Source organism: Acidimicrobiales bacterium (genome assembly GCA_016716005.1).
Taxonomy (GTDB): Bacteria; Actinomycetota; Acidimicrobiia; order Acidimicrobiales; family JADJXE01; genus JADJXE01.
The window spans coordinates 803910-822702 of sequence record JADJXE010000001.1 but is presented as its reverse complement, the minus strand read 5'-3'; the positions used below and the strand labels follow the sequence as shown (position 1 = coordinate 822702).

Here is an 18793-nt window from a genome sequence, read left to right as displayed (position 1 = left end):
TTCGCGGATGAGCGGGGTCTTGTGATCAGCTGAGGTCCCGGGCGCGAGACAGGGGCTCGACGAATCTGGAGATGTCTGACGTCTCGAGATCGAGGAGCCCCTGTGTCCTTGGATGCTACGCGCAGCTGCGAGCTGCTGGTTGGTCTGCCCGATGTCGAGGTGCTCGAGGTGGTGGAGCGTGACGGGCAGCTGGTGGTCACCGTCGCGACGCGGGGGTCTCGTCCTGGGTGCGCGGAGTGTGGCGGCCCGGTGATGACCAAGGACCGTTCGGATGTGTCGCTCGCGGATCTGCCGTGCTTCGTCCGGGTTCCGCAGTTGATGGGCACATGAGGGGGGTTCGGCGCGCGAAAGTGCTGGTCAGCGGGTTGCTGGTCGGCTGACGAGCCCGAAAACGTGGGCACACGACTTCGTCTGCCGATGCCTGCATCGATGCGGTAGAGCCGCGATGGTGTGGGCATGTACTTGCGGACCACGCAGCGCCGCAACACCGACGGGTCGGTGGTGCGGTACGTGCAGCTGGCCCACAACCGCCGCGTCGACGGCGTGACCCAGGCCGAGGTCCTGGTGAACCTGGGCCGCGAAGACCGCCTCGACCCCGACGGCCTGCGGCGCCTGGTCGGGTCGATCAACCGCTACCTCGGCGAACCCGACCCTCGTGGTGGTGGCGGGCCGGCCGACGCGCTCGAGGTCGTCTCGTCACGGCCCATGGGCACCGCCTGGTTGTTGGACGGCCTGTGGCGCCAGCTCGGCGTCGACCGCGCCCTGGCGGCGGTGCTGGGGGGCCGGCGGTTCACGACCGACGTCGAGCGGGTCCTGTTCGCCCTGGTCGCCAACCGGGCCGTCGACCCGACCTCCAAGCTGGCGGCGGCCGAGTGGGCATCGTGTGACGTGGCCATCCCCGGGCTGGACGCCATGGACGAGGATCAGGCCTATCGGGCCATGGACCTGCTCGTGGCGGCCGACGCGCAGGCCCAGGTGCAAGAAGCGGTGTTCTTCGCCGTCGCCGACCTGTTGAACCTCGAGGTCGATCTGTTGTTCTTCGACACCACGTCGACCTACTTCGAGACCGAAGATGTCGACGACCTGCGCCGCAAGGGGCACTCCAAGGACCACCGGCCCGACCTCCCGCAGATCATCATCGGCCTCGCCGTCACCCGCGAGGGGATACCGGTGCGCTGCTGGGTGTGGCCCGGCAACACCAACGACAACTCGATCCTGCCGGAGGTGAAAGACGGGCTGCGCGGCTGGCGGCTCGGCCGGGTCGTCACCGTGGTCGACCGCGGGTTCTCCTCCGACGCCAACCTCGCCTACCTGCGCCGCGCTGGCGGGCACTGGATCGCCGGCGAACGCATGCGCGACGGCTCCCCCGACGCCCAGACGGCGCTCGCTCGCCAGGGTCGTTACCAGACGGTGCGCGACAACCTGCGGGTCAAGGAAGTCCGCCTCGACGACGACAGCGCCAAGCGGTGGATCGTGTGCCACAACCCCCTCGAAGCCGAACGCGACAAGGCGCAGCGCGACGCCGCCCTCGAGCGGCTCGAGACCGAGCTCGAACGCATCCGCACCGCCCGCGAACGCGACCGGAAGAAGGCCAAGACCGCCAAGGACAAGGGCAAGGGGGATCCCGAGGCGGTCCACCGGGCCGCCGAGTGCGCCCTACGCGACCACCCGTCGCTGGGCCGGTGGCTACGACAGCTCCCGTCCGGGCGGCTCGTCATCGACCGATCCAAGACCACGGCCGAGGAACGCCTCGACGGCAAGTACCTGCTGTCCACCAGCGACCCCGACCTCTCGGCTGTGTTGCCGCTGACTTCGCGCGACAGGATCCGCGTTCTTTCAGACCGCATCTGAGAGGGTCGCTGGCCTTGCCTGAGGAGGGCCAGGATGACCTCGCCGAGAAGACCGAAGCGGTTCTTGTCGCCCGAGCAGAAGTACGACTTGTGGGTGCGCATGTTGTGCGGCCAGATCTCCCAGGCGGACGCGGCGGCCGAGGCGGGTGTGGACCGCACCACGATCGCGACGCTGCGGCGGGTGGCCAAGGATGGGGCCATCGCGGCGTTGACGGCGTCGACGCCGGGCCGCCGCAAGCAGACGCCGGCGGAGCTGTCGGAGCTGGCCAAGCTCCGGGCCGAGGTCGACCGTCTCGGCGGGGTGATCATCGAGCAGGCCGTCGAGCTGGCCGTCTTGCGGGGAAAAGCGAGCTGGGGTTGAGCGGCCCGATCCCGGCGCGTGTCGAGGAGGCCGCCAAGGGTCGCCTGCTCGAGCTGATCGACGACGCCATGGCGGCGGGCTGGTCGTGGGGTCGGGTGTGCGGCGCGCTGGAGCTGGACCGTCGCCGAGCGTGGTGCTGGCAGGCCCGAGCCGCCATCGGTGCCCTGGCCGACCGTTCGCCGGGCGGGAACCCGGTCCACGGGCTGCTGGGCTGGGAGGAGACGGCGATCGTGGCGCTGTTCGAGGAGTGGGGTCCGGTGGACCTGTCGCACCGCAAGCTGGCCCACCGCGGCTCCTACCTGGGCCGGGTGTGGGTGTCGCCCTCGACGGTGGACCGGGTGCTGGCCCGCCACGGCCTGGGGCTCACCGGAGGCCGCCGACCAGGGCGTTCGCACAAGCAGCCGTGGCCGGAGTGGACCGAATGGCGACCGAACCAGCTGTGGTGCTGGGACGGCTCCCAGTTCGAGCGGTGCGTGGCGTCCAAGTACGCCTACGCCATCGTCGACATCGTCTCCCGCAAGTGGATCGCCACCATCTTGGCCCCCGAACCGACCGGCACCCAGGTCAAGGTCCTGTTCTTGAAGGCCCTCGACGCCGAGGGGCTGCTCACCGACGCCCTCGTCGAGCGGCTCGCCGACTTGGACGACACCGTCCCCGACGACGACCTGCCCGACGTGCCGCTGCTGCTGGCCGTGTCCGATAACGGCACCGAGATGCGCTGCCGGGAGACCCGCCGGTTCCTGGCCATGTGCTCCATCGCCCAGCACTTCGGGCGGCCCTCCACACCGACCGACCAGGCATGGATCGAGACCCTGTGGGGTCACGTCAAGCACGAGCACCCCCACCTGCTCGCCATCACCGACCCCGCCGTGCTCGCCTCCGAGCTCCAACGGATCCAGGTTCACTACAACTCGGTCCGTCTCCACGAGGCCATCGGCTACGTCACCCCCAACGACGAGCACGAAGGACGCGGCGACACCATCCGCAAGGCCCGACGAGACGGACTCGAGCGGGCCGACCGCAAACGCCGCGTCTGGCATCGACAGCACCGGAACCGGCCATGACCTTGACCGCCGACTCGACCCCCGACACGATCACCACCAACCACCCGCCGGCCACCCCGCCATGCGGTCTGAATCAAGCGCCAACCGGTCGCGCGAAGTCAGAAACGGCTCACCCCGACCTCTCGGCCGAGGATGTGGCGCTCGGCTACAAGAACCTCCTCGAAGCCGAACGCGGGTTCCGGGACCTCAAGTCCACCCTCGAGCTGCGACCGGTCTTCCACCGCATCGAACCCCGCATCCGCGCCCACGTCCTGTTGTGCTGGCTCGCCCTGCTCCTCGTGCGCGTCGCCGAGCGCCGCACCGGGCACACGTGGCGGCGGATCAACACCGAACTGGGCCGGGTGCACACCGTCACGCTCCACGGGACCGCCGGGACCGTCGAACAGACCACCGCGCTCACCGACGTCCAAACGGGCATTCTTGGCGCCTGCGGCATCGCCCTGCCGCCCCGCGTCACCCACCTCCACCCCGCCTGAACAGGCCAAACACCCCTCACGCCTGCTTCAACGCGCGTGGACACACGCGGCCTTCGACGGAACAGACGCGTTCTCGCAGGTCACACCCCCGATCCGGGCCCCTCATGTGCCTGCCAACTGCGGAACCCGGGCCACACGGTCGTGGCACCATCGCAGCGGTGCGAGGGTCCATCACACCCCACGGGAACGGCAGCTGGCGCCTCTTCGTGTCCGCCGGCGTCGACCCGGTCACGGGGCGTCGGCGCCGAGTCACCAGAGTCGTGCACGGCCGCAAGCGCGACGCCGTCGACGAGCTCAACCGACGTCGACGCAGTCGGAGTACACGTCGACCATCGTGGGGCGGCTGCTCCTCAGGAGAACTCGTCGGCTTCGGCACGGGTGCGGGCCCGGTCCCGCAGCAGCGTGACGAGCAGGAAGTACAGCGCAGGGACCGAGAAGTAGAGCGCGGTGCTGGCGGAGGTCGAGAGATCGGCGAGGAGTATGGCGATGACGTAGACGACGAGAGGGGAGGCCCCGATCGCAAGACCGACTCCTGCCCGGTCGGGCGACAGCAGACCGGCTCTTGCCCGGTCGGTCGACAGCAGCATGGGGCGTCGGGCCACGTACCAGTACAGGACGAGCCGCATCAACGTCGCCGCGATCAGTACCACCCCGTAGAGGTGCAGGGCGATCGGCTCCTCCGAGTACTCGCCGAGCACCGACGCGGCGAAGGGGATCAGGCACACCGGGAGCAGGAACAGCAGGTTCAGCCAGACGAGGTCTCGGTTGACCACCCGGATGCGGGAGAACAGGTCGCGGTGCGCGACCCAGTACATGCCTGTGATGAGGAAGCTGATCACCCAGGCGACCAGCGTGGGCCGTAGCTCTTCGAGCACCTGGCGCAGGGACTGCCCCTGAGGGGTCCCCGTTGAGTGGTCCAGGCGCTATGCGAGTGCTGGTTGGTGTCGGGTGGTCCAGGCCTCGGCGAACTCGCTGGGTGTGAGGTCGCCGTGGGCGCTGTGGGGTCGGTGCTCGTTGTAGTCGATGCGCCAGTCCTCGATGAGCACCTGGGCTTCGAGGAGGTTGTCGAACTGCCAGCCGTTGAGGAACTCGTCGCGGAGCCGGCCGTTGAACGATTCGATCCAGGCGTTCTGCCAGGGCGAGCCGGGGTCGATGAAGATCGACCCGACCCGGTTGAACCGGCACCAGTCCGCGACGGCGATGGCGATGAACTCGGGACCGTTGTCGAAGCGCACGAACGCGGGGAACCCGCGCTGCAGGGCGATCCGGTCGAGGGTCGCGACGACGCGGTCGGCGTCGATGGAGCGGTCCACGACGATGGCGGGGCACTCGCGGGTGTACTCGTCGACGATGTTCAACAGCTTCAGGGTGCGGCCGTCGACGGTGGTGTCGAACTGGAAGTCGAGCGCCCACAGGGCGTTCGGGGCGATGGGGCACATGGCGCCGACGGCGGTGCCGATCCCGCGGTGGGGCTTCTTGCGCTTGCGGTAGGGCACCCTGAGTCCTTCCTCGCGCCACAGGCGCTGGATCCGCTTGTTGTTGACCTTGCGGCCTTCCCGGCGGGCAGCCTTGGCGGCCCGGCGCCACCCCACCGTGGCCGCTCCTTGGAGAAGCGCAGGAAGGCGCGCAGCTCGACCTCGTCGTCGCTCGGTATCGGCGGGTCGAGCCGCTGGGTGGACCGGTGCTGACCGACGACTCGGCACGCTCGACGTTCCGGGGACCCCGAACCGTTCCTGCAGCATCACCACGGCTGCACGTCGACGATTCGGGGTCAGAAGTTTCCCTCGGCCAGCTCCTTGAGCATCGACTTGTCGAGCTCGGCCTCGGCGAGGAGCTTCTTCAGCCGGGCGTTCTCGCCCTCGAGCTCCTTCAAGCGCTTCGCATCGCTCGCCTTCATGCCGCCGTACTGCGCGACCCACCGGTGCCAGGTCGAATCGGCGATCTGCAGATGCCGGCAGACCTCGTCGAGCTCGGTCCCGCCGGCGAGGAGCTTGTTGCCCTCGGCGAGCTTGCGGATGATCTGGTCGGGCGTGTGCCGCCGACGCTTGGTCATGGGTGCTGTCCTCCTGCCCCATCTTGGGGCAACGGACTCGCACAACACCCGGACCACTACAGGGGGGTCACTTCACCCCGACAAGCCCTCGGGGACGGCGATCTCGAGGACCAGGATCGTGATGACGATGGCGAACACCCCATCGGAGAGGGCGGTCAGCCGATCAGGGCTTGTGAGACGATCGTCATCGTGGTCGCGTTGGTTGCCGGCTGAAACGGCGGGTGTCGTGCCCGCGGCGCCGGCGGGCTCGGTTTCGTCTGTCACCGTGCCTCCACCGGTTCGAAATGCGACTGGGGCCTTCGGCGCACCCGCTGGCTTCGTTGTCGGCCGGGATGATCGGTCTGTAGCTATTGGTGATGGTCTACCAGGCGCCGACCTCGTCGCCGGGAGGCCCGGTGCGAGCATGGTCGATACGGTCACTCGGTGACCTGCTGATCAATGCGGAATCCAGCCGAGCCACGCAGCCGTTCATCCTCCGAGGAAGATGCGTGAGCGGCCCGAGATCTCGAGGGTCGGCGCGCTCGACTGGTCCGCACCACCCGAGCTGACGAGTCGGCGGACCGGCCACTCTGGCCGGCGCGCTGCCAACCGTGCGGGGAGTCGCGCCGGGCACCCTGAACGGCGTGTCGCAGCAACCCCCCGCAACCGGCAGCAACCCGACCGCCGTGATCGCCCCGGACCTGGCCGAGCTGGCCGCCCCCACCGACACCCTCCTGCTGCTGGCCGGCAACCCGCGCCGTGGTGACGTCGACGCGGTCGCCCGGTCGCTGGCCACGTTCGGGCAGCGCAAGCCGATCGTGGCCCGCCGATCGGACCGCATGGTGATCGCCGGGAACCACACGCTGCTGGCGGCCCGCCAGCTCGGCTGGCCGGAGATTGCGGTGGTGTGGGTGGACGACGACGTGACCGCCCGCGCCTAGGCGCTGGCCGACAACCGCACGTCGGATCTGGCGAGCGACGATCCGGGTGATCTGGAGGCGATGGTGCGCTGGGTGGCGAGCGGGACGAGGAGCTGTTGGCGGCGGCGTCGTGGTCGCTGGAGGCCTTGGAGGAGGAGCTGGCCGCCCTCGACACCGGCGACGACGATCCCGGGCCGCCCGTGCCAGGCGAGGACGATGTGCCCGCGGCAGCGCCTCCGACGAGCACCACGGGCGACCTGTGGGTGTATTGGGGAGCATCGGGTGCTGTGCGGCGACGCCACCCGGCTCGCCGACGTGGAGCGGGTGATGGCCGGCGGGCTGGCCGACATGGTGTCGACCGACCCGCCCTACGGGGTTGCCCATGTCGGCAAGACCCGCGACGCGCTGACCATCGCCAACGACGACCTCGATGGGGACGGCCTGGCGGGGCTGCCGCACGCCGCGTTCGCCAACGTGGACAGGGTGCTCACGCCGGGGGGGATGGTGTACGTGGCCTACCCGGCCGGCCCGCGGGGCGCCGTGTTCGTGGACGCCGTCACCGGCCGGTGGAAGCTCCGCCAGTCGCTGGTGTGCGTGAAGTCACGGCTGGTGTTGGGCCACACCGACTACCACTACCAGCACGAGGCGGTCATGTACGCCTACAAGCCGGCAGCGGGCCGGTGGGGGCGCGTCGGTGGGCGGGGCTGGTTCGGCGACCACGCTGCCTGCACCTGACCCAGGCGCTCGCCCCCTGTGCGCTGCGGCCGTGGGATGGCCCACCCTAGGCAGGTCCAACGGTCGGGCACATAGTGGGAGGTGGAGCATGGTTTCGAGGAGGTAGGCCATGGCACAGGAGATGTTGGACCGTCCCGAGAGCGGGGCCAGGAGCCGGCAGTCCAGGCGCTGGGTTCTCACCGCAGTGATCGCTGTCGCGCTGCTGATCGCAGGGGTTGCAGCGGGCTGGGTGCTGCGGGGCAGCGACGAGGCCGCATCGCCCCTCTACTACGGGCGGGTTGGCACCCAGGCGATCGGTGGGGAGCTGACCGAGCGACAGGCCGAGATGGTCGACGTGGCTGCCCAGTACGTCGAGGCGTGGATGGCCGAGGACGGCGAGGCCGTGGCGTCGTTCATGACCGCCGACGGCTACCTGGACATGCCCGAGCTCGGCCGCGTCGAGCGCGTCGACGACGGCTCGCTGCAGGAGTGGGTGTCCACGTTCGGCGAGATCCCGAACGAGCTGAACGATCCCATGGTGGTTTCCGGGAACCAGGTGGCCCTCATCGGGCACTTGGAGTCGTTCGGCGACTGGGTGATCGTCCTCGAGTTCACCGACAGCGGACCGGTGCAGATCGTCAGCGACACCCACGTGGCCTTCTGAGAGCAGCGACAACGCGAACGGCGGCTCCGAACTGGGCGCGGTGCCTGCGAGGGGCCGGTCACTCCCAGCGGACGAGGTCGCTCACCGGCCAGTGGGCCATGCGGGCCGAGTCGACGCCGCCGACAGATCAACCTGGGATGGTGACGCCAACAGGCGTCGGCCCGCCCTCGGGTGTCCATGCGATCGGGACCGGGGACGGATAGGCGTCGGACTCGAAGGTCGTGACTCGTCCACCTCCCCCCTGCTCGGCCATGGGGATGAGCACGAGTGCGGGAGCCCCTCCCGTGTAGATCGAGCACGCTGCGTAGGTCCCGTCCGTCGACCAGATGCACTCACGCGGCCCGTCGCCAGTGCGCACGCCACCGTCGGGTTCGGTCTCGGTGCCCGTTCGGGGGTCGAAGAGCCTCCATGTGCTCTCGCCCGCCATGAGGATGCGGCCGTCAGGAGCGAGGTGGGCCGGGTGATCGACCTGGCGGAGTTCGTATCGTCCGGCGAGCAGGTCCTCGACCGGAAGCCACCCATCCGTGAACTCGAAGCTTGCTGGGTCTTCGCCTTCGACGAGAGCAACACCGCCAGCGACGCCCAGCACGTCGTCGGTCGTCTCGATCTCTTGCAGGACCGATCCGTCAGAACGAAGCACGGCAATCGTGTCCGAGCCGACGGTGTCCCCGTATCCTTCGAGGTTCCCAGGCAGACCCCCACGCAAGTAGGAGAAGGCGAGGGTGTCGTCGTCGACCCAGGACGGACGCCCGACCTGACCGCACACCTCGGAGCCGCCTCCGCCCGTGGTGCTGTAGTAACTCGCGCACTCCACCGGGAGCACCGCCGTCGTCCTGCGAGTGGCAAGGTCGATGACGTACAGGCCGCTGATCGGCCCGTCCGCGATCCCCCTGACCGTGTGCGCGTACGCCAGCCGGTTGCCGCTCGGCGAGAACACGGCCACGCCTCGGACTCCGTCGACGGGCCCTTGCGGCACAGGCAGGGGGGCGGTCTGGCCGGTGCTCAGGTCGATGAGCAGGCCCGGCGAGACCACCACGAGGTGACCGTCCGGGGAAGCGCCGTGAACCGACGCGCCCGGCGGCAGCGTGATGAGCGGTTCGGGAGATCGGTCGTCAGAAGTCACCTGGAGCACGGCGGCGAGGCCGCTGTGGCCGAGGGAAACGTCGTCGTTCTGAGCGAGAACCAACCGCCCGGGGAACGCCCCGGCGTCGTCCAGCGACGAGAGACTGGAACCGAGGAAGGTGACGAGGAAGAAGCCCACCACCGCAAGACCACCCACGGCGACGACGACGCCGAACACCACGGCCGCGAGGGAAGCCTTCGGATGGCGCCGGCGAAGCCGGGCCATACCTCCACTCATGGTTGCCTCCCTCGCCAGTGTCGCGCCCGACCCGGCAAGTGAGAAGGCTGCGACCACCGGGCCGCCCGGTAGCTCGGCTGTGACGACACCCTGCACGGCAGCCCGGAGGCCTCTGTCGGCTCTTCGGAGGGGCGGCCGAAGTACAACGTCCCCGGCGGCAGTCGGTTGGCACTCGACGTCGCAGATGGCCGGTTCGGTGGTGTCGTTGACGATGGTGTCGGTCGTGCACCGGATCACTTGGCCAAGCGGTCGAGGATCTCGCGGATCCTGGTGGCGGGGGGCGCGCTGGTGGAGTGTTCCCCTACGCGGGTGCTGATCGCTGCTCGGGCCGGGTCAGGTGACAGCTGGCAGTCGGCTCGCGGCAGTCCGGCTTCGCGGTCGCCGGCTCATCGACAGGTGGGTCCCCAACAGACCAGGAGCAGACAGCGCCGGGGTCCTGGGCAGGCCCCGGGCTACCCTCCGCGACGTGCCCGACGCCTCGGAGTCCGTCGCCGCCTACGTCGCAGCGCTCGACGACGCCCACCTGGCACTGTTCGAGCGGCTCCAGGCCCTGGTCCTCGACGTGGTGCCGGACGCCGAGGTCCGGATCTCGTACCAGATCCCGATCTACAAGGTGGGCAGGCGCCACGTCGGATTGAACGCCGGCCTCCGCGACGGGGTCACCCTCACCACCACGTCGCCCGACCACATCGCCGCGTTCGTGGCCCGCCACCCCGGCTTCAAGACCGGCAAGGCCAGCATCCAGGTCCGGTTCGACGACGTCCTGCCCGAGGAGGACATCCGAGAGGTGGTGCGCCGCGCCACCACGGCCTGACCGGGCCCGGCCCGCTCAGCCGGCGGCGCGCCCTCGAACCAGGTCGGCCACCTGCTCCGGGCACTCCGAGGCAGGACCTGGCCAGCGCCGGTCAGCAGGTGCAGATCCACGCCGAGCGCCTCGGCCACCCGTCGACCCTGCTCCAGGGGGCAGCGGGTCGCGATCGCCCCGGGCGACGAACCGCGGGATGCGGATGGTCGCCAGATGCTCCCCGACCGGGCGGGCGTCCGGTCCTCGCGGACGGCCCCGAATCGGGCCTCGGCTACCGGCGTTCTGGCGGCGGCGCGCCCGTCGTGCCCCTGCGCGGCCTTGTCACCACGGCGACCGGAGCGGCCGCGCCTGTGACGAGATCAGTCGAGGCGCACGGGTGACGAGCCCCTCGGGCAGGTCGGCGAACACCTCGGGAGTCGAGGCAGGAAGTCGCGGTAGGCACTGGTGCGTCGCCAGCACATGCCGATCGTGCGGCTGGGCACGGGTTCGGCGAACTCGATGCCGCGCCGAGGCGCTGGAAGTCGGCGTAGCTGTCGGTCAGGTCACCCAGTTCCGTCCGCCGCTGAGGCGAGGGTGTGGAGCCGGACGGACACCGCCGACACCCACAGGAGCGCCGGCCACATGGCCAGACGCTGGACGAGGCCGTTCCACTCCGAGAACAGCTCGGCCTGGATCACCGGCCCCGACGCCAGCGCCAGCAGTCCTCCCCAGAACGACACCAGCTGCCACCCCGTACCGAAGCGCCCGTCGAGCCGGAACACCAGCGACGAGACGATCGCAGCAAGGGGAAGGCCGATCGCGCCCGGCGCGCTGAACACGCCGTGCAGCCTCCCGGTCACGGTCACGTCCACGCAGTCGGCATCGCAGGGGAAGAACCCGACCACGACCATGCCGGTGCCGGCGGCCACGATCAGGAGGAGGCCGAGCCACCTGGCCCATCGCCCGCGCAGCACCAGCCCGTACGCTCCCGCGAACGCAAGGATGCAGAGCCCGAGCCCCATGAACCCGGCCACGTTCATGACGGTGCCGTGCGGTGCGTTCACGGCGCCCAGCTCGCTCTGGGTGTCCCGGACCGGGTCGTACCCTTCCCAGGACACCCCGAGCACGATCGTGAGCGCGATGAAGGCGATGGGCCCGATCGCCGCGATCAACGCGAGCAGGCGAGCGCCCGACACCCGGGTCGTGCGGTGGTGAGGGCCTGGGACGTGCTCGGCCACGTGCCAAGTATCCCCGGTCGGCGACGCGCGACCGCTGGGCCCGCCCGCGATGTCGGGCAACACGAGGGTGGGGTGCCGGTGCTGGCAGGCCGAGGCCGGGCGAAGAGGACCTGGTTGTCCACGCGGGGTCCGCCGGACACCGCTCCACCGAGGTGGACGGTCACCAACATCAGGGCGATCCGCGACAGCACCGACGGGATCCTCGAGCTGCTGTCCGGCAAGGAGCAGGGTGCCGCCGAACCGGGGGACGCAGCGACCTGATGGGTGGGGCAGCGAGAGCCGGGTACCTGCCCAGGTCACGCCTGACCGTCGGTCGGCGGCGGCCGCACCCAGGACATCGTCGGAGCGCGCTCTCGGCCCGGCATGCGGACGGGTGCCACTCGGGCGGGGCGAGGTCGCCTGGTTGGCCGATCACGCAGCATCCGCCGACGCCGCTGCGCCCGACGCTCTGCGCCAGCATGGTGAGACACGCCCGTGCTCCACGCGCGAGGTGGCGGTCAGCTGGCATCGACGCATCCTGCGTGCATCCGCACGGCCGATCATCGTGACGCCGGTGGGGCCAATCCACGAACGGTGCCCGAGCCGATGGAACGGCCGCTGTCGTCGCAGCGTCGCCGGGGCGACATCGCGGCGAACGACGTGTGCCTCCGGCGCTCGCCGCAGCTGTCGCCGTGCGTTCCCCCCGGGTCCTCCCTCGGTTCACCGTGCGACCGTAGGGTCGCTGAGTGTCGATGGCCGCGCCACGGCAGACCACGGGAAGGTGATCGTGTTGCCTCACGCCAACCGACGACAGATCGCTCTCGTCGCCCATGACAACAAGAAGGCTGACCTCGTGGAGTGGGCCGCGTTCAACCGGGAGGTGCTGCGGCACCACGAGCTCGTCGCCACCGGCACCACGGGCCGGCTCCTTCAGGCCGAGGTCGGGCTCGAGGTCACCCGGCTGCAGAGCGGCCCGCTCGGCGGTGACCAGCAGCTCGGTGCACTCATCACGGCAGGGCACGTGGACCTCCTGCTGTTCTTCTGGGACCCGCTCGAGCCGCAGCCTCACGACCCGGACGTCCGAGCGCTGCTCCGGATCGCGGTGGTGTGGAACACGCCGACGGCCTGCAACCGCGCGACCGCCGACTACCTCATCTCGTCGCCGCTGTTCTCCGACCGTCACTACCCGAGGCCGGTGCGCGAGGCTGGGTGAACCTGAATCGGACCCGTCTCGACGCAGCGGGTCGCTCGGTTCGGGGCCGTGAGCGCGGACTAGGGGAGCATTCCCGAGCGCTTCGAGAGGTTCCTCGACAGGGCCTGTCCCGTGGTCGGCAGCTACGGCGCCAAGGACCCCACCCTGCGCGGCGCGGCGTGAGCGCAGGCGTCGGACCGCTACCCGGGAAGACGCCCCTATCGTGCGGCTCATGGCCTCGCCCCACCCCGCCGTGCGGCCGCCGGTCGAGGCCACGGCAGGCCTGGCCGTGCTCCGGCAGTACCGGCCCGCCTGGCTCCGGGGGGACCTGTTCGCCGGGCTCACCATCGGCGCGCTCCTCATCACCCAGTGCATGGCCTACGCGCCTCTCGCCGGCCTGCCGCCGAGCGCCGCCTTCCACGCCGTGCTGGTGGCCCTGCCCGTGTACGCCCTGGTCGGCACGTCCCGCCACCTCGTCGTCGGACCCGACCCGGGCACGGCGGCGGTGGCCGGCGCCGGCCTCGCTGCCGTCGCCACCGTCGGCAGCGACGACTACCTCGCAGCGGCCGCCGCCCTCGGCCTCATGGTCGGGGTCGTGCTCGTGCTCGCCGGCCTGCTCAGGCTCGGCCTCGTGGCCGACCTCCTCTCCCGTCCGGCCCTCATCGGCTACCTGACGGGGCTCGGCGTCATCCTCCTCGTCGGTCAGGTCCCCAAGCTGCTCGGCATCCCGGTGGACGCCGAGACCACGGTGGCCAAGGTGGGTGAGATCCTCACGAGCCTCGGCGAGATCGACCCGGCCACGGCGGCCATGGGGCTCGGGACCCTCGCCCTCATCCTCGGCCTGAAGTACTCGATGAAGGGGCTGCCGGCCGCCGTGATCGGCGTGGTGGCCGCGACCGTGGTCGCCTGGGTGTTCTCGCTGGACGAGCACGGCATCGGCCTCGTCGGCGACTTCGACGCCGACGTGGGCCTGCCGGCCCTTCCCGGGATCCCGATCCAGGACTGGGGCGCCCTCGTGCCGACGGCCATCGCCGTGGCCGTGCTCGGGTACGCCGACAGCTTCCTCACCGCCAAGGGCGTGGCCGGCAAGCAGGGCTACGACCTCGACGCCGACCGGGAGCTCACGGGGCTCGGCGCCGCCAACGTGGCCGCCGGGGCCTTCCAGGGGATGCCGGTCGCCTCCACCGGCAGCGGCACGGCCGCAGCGTCGGCCGCTGGGGGCGTCACCCAGGTCACCTTCCTCATCGCCGCCGCCTTGGTGCTGGCCGGCATCCTGTTCCTCGGCCCGGTGATCGAGCGCATCCCGTCGGCGGCCCTGGCCGCCGTCGTCACCAGCGCGGCCGTCGGCCTGTTCGAGATCCCTGGCTTCCGCCTGCTCTGGCGGGAGAGCCGCCTCGAGTTCCTCCTGGCCCTGGCCACCTTCGCCGCCGTCATCGTCTTCGGCGTGCTCGCCGGCATCCTCATCTCCATCGGCCTCGGCCTGCTCATCGCCCTGGTCCGGGTGGCCCGCCCCCACGACGCCATCCTCGGCCGCTCGGCCGACCTGGACGGCTGGGTGGACGCCGACGACTACGACACCACCGCCGAGGAAGGCCTGCTCGTCTACCGCTTCGACGCCCCGCTGTTCTTCGTCAACGCTTCTCGGTTCGCCGAGCGGGTGGAGGAGGTGCTCGAGGAGAACCCGGGCGAGGAGCGGTGGGTCGTGCTCGACTTCGAGGGGGTGGGGTCGGTCGACACCACCGCCACCGAGGTGCTGGCCGGGCTGGCCGACGACCTGCGCCGCCACGGGGTGGAGGTGGTGGGCCTGGCCCGGGCCAACGGCCACTCCCTCGACCGCCTTCGGCGGGCCGGGCTGCTCGAGCCCGGCGGCCCGTTCCGGGTTTTCCCGACGATCAACGGGGCCGTGCGGGCCTTCCAGGACGAGGGTGGCGGCCCGCCGACCTGACGTGCGTCAGTCCAGGTGGCCCGTGCGCTGGCGACCGAGGGCGTGCTCCTCTCCATCCTCCGCGGCCTGGTCGGGCGGGGACGCTCAGCCCATGGGGGAGGCGATACCGATCAGGACTCCGTAGGGGTCGCGAACGTACGAAACGGTCTGTCCCCAGGGTGTGGCGTGGGGAGCAGCGACCGCCTCGGCGCCAGCGTCGACGGCTCGCTGGTATGCCGTGGCGACATCGGGGTCGAGCAGGGTGAACTCGAATCCTGGGGGAGGGTCCTCTCGCTCGAGCTTGGTGTACGCGATCGGTACCGCGGTCTCGCCGAGTCGGTGACTGGTGAACGCCAGCGCCGTGTCCCCGGTCGCCATCTGGGCGAAATCGCCGGACTCGTGGACGAACGCGCGGGAGATCCCGAAGGCCCGTTCGTAGAAGTCGACGGCCTCCTCGACGTCGGGCACGTAGATGATCACATAGCCAAGACGCACGATGCCTCCTCCGCTCGTGGGCGTGGGGGGTCGCCCCCAGATCGCAGCGTCCACGACGTCGCAGCCCCCGGTGGCGCGTCCGTGACAACGGTGCCGGACGGATCATGCAGGGTCGCGGCAGCGCGCACGGGCACCATCCTGACCGCGTCTCGGTCGAGCTGCGGCCGGTAACCGCCAGTCGCCTCGCCGGCGCCCGACCGGCCGACCTGCTGCCCGGCTGGACGCGCCCTCCTCGGCCTTGGCCGCCACCTCGGCCACCCGCTTGGCCCGCGTGTCGGGGCGCTTCGCGCTCTGACCGCCCGTCGCCTTCTTCCACGAGGCCAGCCACACCCGCTTGGACGTGGCGTGGGCCCCGGCACCACCGGACCCGGCCGGGGCTACGGTTGGCCTCGTCACCGACGGCCGAGGAGCGTGCGGTGAGGGCGATCGTCTACCGCCAGTACGGCACACCCGACGTGCTGCACCTCGAGGAGGTCGAGACGCCGACCGTCGGTGACGACGAGGTGCTCGTGCGGGTCGAGGCCGCCTCGGTGAACTCCTGGGACTGGGACCTGCTGCGAGGCACGCCGTTCCTCGCCCGCCTGCCCGCCCTGACCAAGCCGAGCCATCCGGTGCTCGGGAGCGACGTCGCCGGGCGGGTCGAGGTGGTCGGCAGGAACGTCATCCGCCTCCGGCCGGGCGACGAGGTGTTCGGCGACCTCTCTGGCTGCGGGTTCGGTGCGTTCGCCGAGTACGCCCGCGCCGCGCCGGACGCGCTGGCGCCGATGCCGGCCGGGCTGAGCTTCCAGCAGGCTGCCGCCGCACCGCAGGCCGGGCTGCTCGCCCTCGCCGGGCTGCGCTTCAGGGGCTCCGTCCGCCCGGGCGACCGGGTGCTCGTCAACGGCGCCGGCGGCGGCGTGGGCACGATCGCCGTCCAGATCGCGAAGTCGCTCGGCGCCGAGGTGACCGGCGTCGACGTCGCCGCGAAGCTCGACGTGGTGCGATCGGTCGGGGCCGACCACGCCATCGACTACCAGCGCGAGGACTTCACCCGCGCCGGCGTTCGCTACGACCGGATCGTCGACGTGGCGGCTCATCGCTCGCCGCTCGACTACCGGCGGGCGCTGAGCCCCACCGGCGTCTACGCCGGCATCGGCGGGTCGCCGGCGCGCGTCCTCGAAGCGGCCTCGCTCGGGCTGTGGCTCCGGGTGACCGAGCGGCGCCGGATGGGTCTGGTCCTCTACGCCAAGCCGACGCTGCCCGACCTCATGGACCTGCGCCAGCTTCTCGAGGACGGCACGGTGGTGCCGGTCATCGACCGCACGTTCCCGCTGGCCGAGACGGCCGACGCCTTGCGGTGCTTCGGCGCCGGGCGGTTCGCCGGCAAGATCGTGATCGACTGCACCTGAGCGCAACCCCTACTGCTCGTCGCAGCGCTGCACGTCGATGACGACGTTTCCGACCTTCCGCCCTCTCGGCGTGGTGGGACGCCTCGACGATCTCCTCGAGCGGGTAGTGCCGGTCGAGCACCGGCCGGAACTGGCCCGACTGGCAGCAGCGGGGTGACCAGAGCGAGGAACGGGTTCTGTGCGAAGGGTCCCAGGTCGGTCGTCAGGTCCCGAGCCGGTTGAAGTCGGCTGACAACGTCGTCGTGGTTCGAGATGTCACAGTCGCGTCGCAGGATGCCTCTCACCTCCCGAGCGATCGGCAACCGGCCGGTTCGGCTCCGAACGGAGGATGAGACAATGGCTGAGATGGCCGTCGAGCTGGCGAGATTCGAGATCGGCCCGGCAGCAGAAACGGAGATGCTGGCTGCTCACCTCGATGCGGTGCGTTCGATTCGTGGTGCCTGCCCTGGCTTGATCGAAGCCCGACTGTTCCGGGGCGAGGAGCCGGGCACGTGGATCGACGTCTGGTTCTGGGCGAGTCTGGACGCGGCGAGAGCGGCCGCCGAGACGGCGATGACGCTGCCGGCGGCGAGCAGGTTCTTCTCGTTCATCGCCGCGGCGCCGACGATGATCCATGGCACCCTCGTCGCCGAGGATCTCGGTGCCTGAACCCGATCCCCTTGCGGCGCTCGCTCACCAAGCGGTCTCGGGCGACGCTGCTGCACTCGATGCTCTCTGCCGGGAGCTGCAGGATCCGATCTACCGGTTGGCGATGCGGATGTTCGCTCATCCCGAGGATGCGGCCGACGCAACGCAGGAGGCGCTGATCCGCATCGTCACCCATCTGGCTTCGTTCGAGGGGCGATCGAAAGTCACCACGTGGGCCCACACCGTTGCGTCGCGCCACTTCCTCAGGATGAGGACCCAGCGGCTCGAGCCCACCGTCGCAGGGCCGGAGGAGTTCGGCGACTGGATCGACCGGCATCGCTCGGAGCCGTCGGCGGAGACGGCGTCCCTGGTGGAGTTCGACGAGTTGTGTGGCGACGTTCGTATTGCGTGCACGTACGGGATGTTGTTGTGCCTCTCGCGTCCGGTACGGCTTGCGTACCTGTTGGGTGATGTCATCGGGTTGACCGACGTCGAGGGGGCGGAGGCGTGCGAGACAACGCCAGCAGCGTTCCGGCAGCGCCTGGCCCGGGCACGGCGAACGATGCGATCGATCATGGCGCAACGCTGCGGGCTGATCCGTTCCGAGAACCCGTGCCGATGTTCACACCTCGTCGACGCGAGCATCGAAGCAGGAATCCTCGATCCAGCTCAGCCCCTTCACGCCCATCACGCCGGCGCCGGTGCCTCGATCGACCATGGCGTCATCATGGCGGCAGCGGCAGAGCTGGACCTCGCTGAGGCGATCGCCGAGGTCTACCGCACCGATCCCGAGTGGACGGGACCGGACCGGATCATGTCGACGATCAGAGCCTCGCTCCCGACGCTGCTCCAGACATGACGGTCCTGGAGTTCGCTCGCGACCTCGACGGACTGCTCTCGGGCGCTGCTCGCATCCAGACCAAGGAGTGGTGGGAGCGGTATCTGAAGGGCGAAGCTGCGTTTCGGGGCGTCAAGATGGCCGACACGAGGCGAATCGTGAACGAGCTCGTCGTGCGTCACCGCCTCGACACCGACGATGCCGCGATGATGCTCGAGCACGCCCAGGCGTGTTTCGGGCAAGCCTGGTCGGAAGACAAGCTGGCCGGGGTACTGCTCCTCGCGGAACACGGTCTCTCCAGCCTCACGATCGACCATGTCGACGACCTTGCCGCACCCCTCGCAAGGGGTCACCTCGCCGACTGGAACACCGTCGACTGGTATTGCGTCAAGACCCTCGCACTCTTCCTCGTCGCCGGTGACGACGTCGAAGGCCGCTGTCGCAGCCTGGCGCGGTGGGTCCACGCCGGCCCGCTGTGGCAACGACGCGCCGGCGCGGTTGCTTTCGTCAACCATGCGGCGACACAGCCCGAGCTGTTCGACGGGTTCACCGACATGCTCTTGACGATCGCAGAGGTCAATGCCGGCGACCCCACACGATGGAGCCAGACGAGCGTGGGCTGGCTACTTCGTGAGCTGGCGAGCCGGTCCCCCCGTGAGGTGTTGGCCTTCACCGACGCGCACCCCGAACTCAGCAGCGAAGCGCGTGACAACGCGCTGAAACACCTTCGAGGCCGATCCGGCACACGCCACTGACGACCCCACCCGATGCGATCACTCCGGACCCGTCGCCAATGCCGGAACCGCAGCCATGCTCGCTCCAAGTGGTGCAGCACTCGGACAACGACACCCGCTATCGAGCACGCGGAATCCCCGGCCTCGACGAGC

At 70.3% G+C, this 18793-nt stretch carries 18 protein-coding genes and 3 pseudogenes; 15 read left to right on the top strand and 6 right to left on the bottom strand.

The features are described 5' to 3' along the window. Nucleotides 1-102 precede the first annotated feature (102 nt). The 5 genes and pseudogenes from IPM45_03950 (at nucleotide 103) to IPM45_03930 (ending at nucleotide 3589) form a co-directional block, all read left to right on the top strand. A complete protein-coding gene (locus tag IPM45_03950; protein ID MBK9178720.1) occupies nucleotides 103-330 on the top strand; it encodes a hypothetical protein in 228 nt (75 codons plus the stop codon). Nucleotides 331-456: 126 nt separating this feature from the next. Then, a complete protein-coding gene (locus IPM45_03945; protein MBK9178719.1) occupies nucleotides 457-1851 on the top strand; it encodes an IS1634 family transposase in 1395 nt (464 codons plus the stop codon). Nucleotides 1852-1914: 63 nt separating this feature from the next. Then, nucleotides 1915-2211, top strand: coding sequence for a helix-turn-helix domain-containing protein (locus tag IPM45_03940; protein MBK9178718.1), 297 nt, complete (start codon nucleotides 1915-1917; stop codon nucleotides 2209-2211). Nucleotides 2212-2279: 68 nt separating this feature from the next. After that, the gene (locus IPM45_03935; GenBank protein ID MBK9178717.1) at nucleotides 2280-3275 is read left to right on the top strand and encodes a transposase; all 996 of its coding nucleotides are present in this window, start codon (nucleotides 2280-2282) and stop codon (nucleotides 3273-3275) included. 119 nt (nucleotides 3276-3394) lie between these two features. Further along, nucleotides 3395-3589 (top strand): annotated as a pseudogene (locus IPM45_03930) (transposase). Nucleotides 3590-4101: 512 nt separating this feature from the next. Here the strand turns inward: IPM45_03930 and IPM45_03925 are convergent. The 3 genes and pseudogenes from IPM45_03925 to IPM45_03915 all read right to left on the bottom strand — a co-directional run bounded on the left by IPM45_03925 (nucleotide 4102) and on the right by IPM45_03915 (nucleotide 6068). Continuing rightward, nucleotides 4102-4626, bottom strand: a complete 525-nt coding sequence (locus IPM45_03925; protein MBK9178716.1) for a DUF1211 domain-containing protein — start codon at nucleotides 4624-4626, stop codon at nucleotides 4102-4104. Between the two features lie 48 nt (nucleotides 4627-4674). Further along, nucleotides 4675-5804: pseudogene (locus IPM45_03920) on the bottom strand (IS3 family transposase). 87 nt (nucleotides 5805-5891) lie between these two features. Continuing rightward, a pseudogene (locus IPM45_03915) lies at nucleotides 5892-6068 on the bottom strand (DUF1211 domain-containing protein). Nucleotides 6069-6427: 359 nt separating this feature from the next. Here IPM45_03915 and IPM45_03910 point away from each other — a divergent pair. From IPM45_03910 to IPM45_03900, 3 genes are all read left to right on the top strand, one after another. Beyond that, nucleotides 6428-6724, top strand: coding sequence for a ParB N-terminal domain-containing protein (locus IPM45_03910; protein ID MBK9178715.1), 297 nt, complete (start codon nucleotides 6428-6430; stop codon nucleotides 6722-6724). A gap of 261 nt (nucleotides 6725-6985) precedes the next feature. Next, a complete protein-coding gene (locus tag IPM45_03905) occupies nucleotides 6986-7438 on the top strand; it encodes a hypothetical protein (GenBank protein MBK9178714.1) in 453 nt (150 codons plus the stop codon). 109 nt (nucleotides 7439-7547) lie between these two features. Beyond that, complete coding sequence (locus IPM45_03900; protein MBK9178713.1) at nucleotides 7548-8081, top strand: hypothetical protein; 534 nt, start codon at nucleotides 7548-7550, stop codon at nucleotides 8079-8081. Nucleotides 8082-8208: 127 nt separating this feature from the next. On the opposite strand, the gene IPM45_03895 is transcribed toward IPM45_03900, so the two are convergent. Next, nucleotides 8209-9678 carry a hypothetical protein gene (locus tag IPM45_03895; protein MBK9178712.1) on the bottom strand — a complete coding sequence of 490 codons (1470 nt, stop codon included), beginning with the start codon at nucleotides 9676-9678 and terminating at the stop codon, nucleotides 8209-8211. Nucleotides 9679-9907: 229 nt separating this feature from the next. Between IPM45_03895 and IPM45_03890 the strand changes: the two genes are divergently transcribed. Then, nucleotides 9908-10255: a DUF1801 domain-containing protein gene (locus IPM45_03890; GenBank protein MBK9178711.1), complete on the top strand. Its 348-nt coding sequence runs from the start codon at nucleotides 9908-9910 to the stop codon at nucleotides 10253-10255. A gap of 533 nt (nucleotides 10256-10788) precedes the next feature. Here the strand turns inward: IPM45_03890 and IPM45_03885 are convergent. Continuing rightward, nucleotides 10789-11463 carry a DUF998 domain-containing protein gene (locus IPM45_03885; GenBank protein MBK9178710.1) on the bottom strand — a complete coding sequence of 225 codons (675 nt, stop codon included), beginning with the start codon at nucleotides 11461-11463 and terminating at the stop codon, nucleotides 10789-10791. Nucleotides 11464-11512: 49 nt separating this feature from the next. Between IPM45_03885 and IPM45_03880 the strand changes: the two genes are divergently transcribed. Beyond that, nucleotides 11513-12655, top strand: coding sequence for a methylglyoxal synthase (locus IPM45_03880; protein ID MBK9178709.1), 1143 nt, complete (start codon nucleotides 11513-11515; stop codon nucleotides 12653-12655). 211 nt (nucleotides 12656-12866) lie between these two features. Next, nucleotides 12867-14579: a SulP family inorganic anion transporter gene (locus tag IPM45_03875; protein MBK9178708.1), complete on the top strand. Its 1713-nt coding sequence runs from the start codon at nucleotides 12867-12869 to the stop codon at nucleotides 14577-14579. Between the two features lie 84 nt (nucleotides 14580-14663). On the opposite strand, the gene IPM45_03870 is transcribed toward IPM45_03875, so the two are convergent. Beyond that, complete coding sequence (locus IPM45_03870) at nucleotides 14664-15053, bottom strand: VOC family protein (protein MBK9178707.1); 390 nt, start codon at nucleotides 15051-15053, stop codon at nucleotides 14664-14666. A gap of 416 nt (nucleotides 15054-15469) precedes the next feature. Here IPM45_03870 and IPM45_03865 point away from each other — a divergent pair, with 416 nt between their 5' ends. The 4 genes from IPM45_03865 (at nucleotide 15470) to IPM45_03850 (ending at nucleotide 18661) form a co-directional block, all read left to right on the top strand. Further along, nucleotides 15470-16441 carry an NAD(P)-dependent alcohol dehydrogenase gene (locus IPM45_03865; protein MBK9178706.1) on the top strand — a complete coding sequence of 324 codons (972 nt, stop codon included), beginning with the start codon at nucleotides 15470-15472 and terminating at the stop codon, nucleotides 16439-16441. A 345-nt stretch (nucleotides 16442-16786) separates the two neighbouring features. Beyond that, on the top strand, nucleotides 16787-17089 hold the full coding sequence (locus tag IPM45_03860; GenBank protein MBK9178705.1) for an antibiotic biosynthesis monooxygenase: 303 nt from the start codon (nucleotides 16787-16789) through the stop codon (nucleotides 17087-17089). Beyond that, a complete protein-coding gene (locus tag IPM45_03855) occupies nucleotides 17082-17927 on the top strand; it encodes an RNA polymerase sigma factor (GenBank protein ID MBK9178704.1) in 846 nt (281 codons plus the stop codon). Before IPM45_03860 ends, IPM45_03855 begins: the two co-directional genes overlap by 8 nt. Beyond that, nucleotides 17924-18661: a DNA alkylation repair protein gene (locus tag IPM45_03850; protein MBK9178703.1), complete on the top strand. Its 738-nt coding sequence runs from the start codon at nucleotides 17924-17926 to the stop codon at nucleotides 18659-18661. The genes IPM45_03855 and IPM45_03850 overlap by 4 nt, the downstream gene beginning before the upstream one ends. The last annotated feature ends 132 nt before the right edge of the window (nucleotides 18662-18793 follow it).

What these genes read in the sequence shown, in the direction of transcription:
- IPM45_03945 (MBK9178719.1), top strand. Translation starts at nt 457, where the DNA reads ATGTACTTGCGGACCACGCAGCGCCGCAACACCGACGGGTCGGTGGTG.
- IPM45_03935 (MBK9178717.1), top strand. Translation starts at nt 2,280, where the DNA reads ATGGCGGCGGGCTGGTCGTGGGGTCGGGTGTGCGGCGCGCTGGAGCTG.
- IPM45_03900 (MBK9178713.1), top strand. Translation starts at nt 7,548, where the DNA reads ATGGCACAGGAGATGTTGGACCGTCCCGAGAGCGGGGCCAGGAGCCGG.
- IPM45_03880 (MBK9178709.1), top strand. Translation starts at nt 11,513, where the DNA reads ATGTCGGGCAACACGAGGGTGGGGTGCCGGTGCTGGCAGGCCGAGGCC.
- IPM45_03875 (MBK9178708.1), top strand. Translation starts at nt 12,867, where the DNA reads ATGGCCTCGCCCCACCCCGCCGTGCGGCCGCCGGTCGAGGCCACGGCA.
- IPM45_03860 (MBK9178705.1), top strand. Translation starts at nt 16,787, where the DNA reads ATGGCCGTCGAGCTGGCGAGATTCGAGATCGGCCCGGCAGCAGAAACG.
- IPM45_03850 (MBK9178703.1), top strand. Translation starts at nt 17,924, where the DNA reads ATGACGGTCCTGGAGTTCGCTCGCGACCTCGACGGACTGCTCTCGGGC.